The 3,036-nt window shown below is 32.3% G+C and carries 4 protein-coding genes; 3 read left to right on the forward strand and 1 reads right to left on the reverse strand.

The annotated features are described in order from the left end of the window. Positions 1-13: 13 nt before the first annotated feature. Positions 14-466, reverse strand: coding sequence for a single-stranded DNA-binding protein (locus ABZA26_RS11330; RefSeq protein WP_372714635.1), 453 nt, complete (start codon positions 464-466; stop codon positions 14-16). A 122-nt stretch (positions 467-588) separates the two neighbouring features. Between ABZA26_RS11330 and ABZA26_RS11335 the strand changes: the two genes are divergently transcribed. The 3 genes from ABZA26_RS11335 to ABZA26_RS11345 form a co-directional block, all read left to right on the forward strand. Next, positions 589-729 carry a hypothetical protein gene (locus tag ABZA26_RS11335; RefSeq protein ID WP_372714636.1) on the forward strand — a complete coding sequence of 47 codons (141 nt, stop codon included), beginning with the start codon at positions 589-591 and terminating at the stop codon, positions 727-729. A 587-nt stretch (positions 730-1,316) separates the two neighbouring features. Next, the gene (locus tag ABZA26_RS11340; RefSeq protein ID WP_372714637.1) at positions 1,317-2,087 is read left to right on the forward strand and encodes a MipA/OmpV family protein; all 771 of its coding nucleotides are present in this window, start codon (positions 1,317-1,319) and stop codon (positions 2,085-2,087) included. A 220-nt stretch (positions 2,088-2,307) separates the two neighbouring features. Beyond that, the coding region (locus ABZA26_RS11345) for an ABC transporter ATP-binding protein (protein ID WP_372714638.1) at positions 2,308-3,036 on the forward strand (729 nt) is incomplete at its 3' end.

The raw sequence follows: 3,036 nt of genomic DNA on the forward strand, positions 1-3,036 counted from the left end.
ATGGAGTTACATATTAGAATGGAAATTCATCGTCGTCTTCAAATGATTCGGCTTCCGGCTTAGAACTAGAAGGAGACTGTGGTTTTGCAGGTTTTGAGTAAGAATTGGAATTAGAGTTAGAATATCCTCCTTGAGAACCGCTGTTATCATAAGATGACTCGCTGTTTCTTCCTTCTAAAAATTCGATATTGTCTACAATAACGTCATAGGTAGTCCTTTTTTCCCCTTCTACCTCATATTTATTCATCTGAAGTCTGCCTTGGACACCTGTTTTTTTACCTTTTCTTAAGTATTCTCCTATCAACTCTGCAGTTTTACCAAATGCAACACAGTTGATAAAATCAGCTTCTCCCTTTTGGAAGGGTCTGTCCACAGCTAAGGAAAATCTGCAGTATGCCTTTCCGCTTTGTCCGTACTTCAATTCAGGGTCTCTTGTAAGCCTTCCCGTCAAAACTACTAAATTCAATATAATCACCGTCCTAGATAAGTTTATTATTTAAAATCGATATAAAATATTGTATAAAAATCAATATTTCAAATCATTAGATATCTATTGTCCATAGGGGATAGTCCACCCAAAATGCATAGATGAAAGAATTATATCATAAAAAATCTGAAAACAAAATTTTAAATTTAACATGTGAGCAGCTTGAAAAATATAGGATATTCACTGAGAGGTTCTTAGATGGAAGTGCCTGCATATTAATTATTTTGAATTTTATAAAATAATACTCCCCAATAAATTGAAGAAAATGAAACACTGATTTTTAGGAATCAATACCAGCAATTGATTTTAAAGGAATCTAACAAAAACATAACGAGGATTAATATGCAGGCTAATCAATTATAACTCTATTTTATCTCAAATAAAATAGTTGAAAAATTCAATTATCTATAAAAATTTTATTTTTATTCAAAAGGGTCAAAAATGGATAAACTGTTCATTTTTTAAATCTTATAAAATATATGTTTGCTGTGAATTCAAAACATTTTTTTTGTGGAAGAATTTTTATAAAATTACAATAAAATATGGAATAGTGATCTGAAAGATATCAAAAAAATCCCTGTTTTGACTTAGAATGATGGGAAAATTATGCTATAATAAAGATTGATAAACAAAAAAGGGGGAAGGCTGTTGATTTTAAAAAAAAGGATTCATAAAACAAAAGGAGAATTAAAAAGAACACTATTTGTATACAGAATAATTATAGTTCTGCTCGCTGCTTATATTTTAGGATCACACCTTGAAATATTTTAAAAGTCTGCTGATTAAGGTTCTTTATGCAATTATATTATGCTGTTTAGGAGAGAAGAATATGAAAAATAAATTAGCTTTATTGCTAGTGTCTGGTTTAGTTTTTTCAACTGCTGCCAAGGCAGAGGAGGGAAATAAAATAACACTTTCTGTAGGAGCTGGAGCGATAACACAGAATAGTATCTATGAGACAGAGGACAAGTACGAGACATTTCCAGTGGCTGCTGTAAATTTAAGATATAATGATTTTTATATTAATTACGATGAAATTGGATATGATCTCTATAATGAAGACGGCATGAAACTTAGCCTTATAGGGAAAGCCCATCTGGGATATGATTCTGATGACTTAAAAGATGAGTATGATGCCATGGAAGACAGAGACTTTGATTTTCATCTGGGGATAAAAACTACATATAACTATAATATTTATAAGTTTGTGACTTTTGCCACGGGTGATGTGAGCGGAGAGAGTGATGGTAAATCTTTCGGGTTTGAGGGAAGTGCCAGATATACTATAGCTAACAGGAACCTTTATTTCATACCTTCTGCCGGGATAACCTATGTAGATGGAAATTTTGTGGATTATTTTTACGGAGTGAAGGGAAGTGAAGCTCTCGCCGGAGGGATAAATGGTGGTCAGGAGTATAGGGGTGCAGGAGATGTAATATACGGAATAAAGGGAACCTTTAGTTATATTTACAACAGAGACCTTTCATTTCAGTGGATAAACGGTGTAAAGCTGTACGGAGGGAATATAAACAATTCCCCGATTGTGAGAAAGGACTACTCTGTCTATACTGGATTAATTGTGACATACAAGTTTTTATAGGGGCTCTAGGGCCTCTTTTTTAATATTTATTTCATTATTTTTTTGATTCTGTATTTCAAGTAAATCGGGATATTTATTTATAAAGAAGCTGATGGAGTCAATTGGAAAATTTGATAATATAAAAATTATTTTACATATGTTTAAAAAAAAATATGATAAGATATAATTAATTTTTTTAAAACAGCTTGTGAAATACAGATTAACGTAATGGAGGAATACTATGAAGCATGATTTTTCTACGATAAAAAAATTCGGAAGATTTTATAAGCCCCATAAAAAGCTCTTTATGATTGATATGATCTGTGCTTTTTTTGTGGCATTTATTGATTTGTCCTATCCGATGCTTGCAAAATATGCATTAAATGATCTACTTCCAAGAAATGAATTGAGAGGATATTTTATCTTTGTGTCAATTTTACTTGGATTATATCTCCTAAGGGTGGGCTTTCAGTTTGTAAATGATTATTGGGGCCATATTCTCGGAATAAGGATTGAATATGACTTGAGAAAAGAGCTTTTTATTCACCTTCAAAGGCTCTCTTTTCGTTTTTATGACAAGACGAGAGTGGGGCATATCATGTCCAGAATGATTAATGACCTCAATGAGATGACAGAAATGGCTCATCATGTTCCTGAAGATGTTTTCCTGTCAGCCATAATGCTTATAGGTTCATTCTTTGCCATGTTGTTTCTCAACTGGCAACTTGCTTTGGGAGTATATGCCATTGTACCGATCATGGTTTTTTTTGCAGTAATAAGAAGGAAAAAAATGTCACAGGGTTTTAAAAAAGTAAAAGAAAAAATATCAGGTGTAAATGCACAGCTTGAAAGCAGTATCTCAGGAATAAGGGTGTCAAAGGCATTTGCAAATGAAGAACATGAAATCAGCAAATTTAATGAGAGTAATACACGATTTAAAAACTCTAAAAATGACGCATATATGCAGATG

Origin of the sequence: Ilyobacter sp., from assembly GCF_041583315.1 — a bacterium.
GTDB lineage: Bacteria > Fusobacteriota > Fusobacteriia > Fusobacteriales > Fusobacteriaceae > Ilyobacter.

Coding starts and splice junctions, on each gene's coding strand:
- ABZA26_RS11335 (WP_372714636.1), top strand. CDS start 589: ATGAAAGAATTATATCATAAAAAATCTGAAAACAAAATTTTAAATTTA.
- ABZA26_RS11340 (WP_372714637.1), top strand. CDS start 1,317: ATGAAAAATAAATTAGCTTTATTGCTAGTGTCTGGTTTAGTTTTTTCA.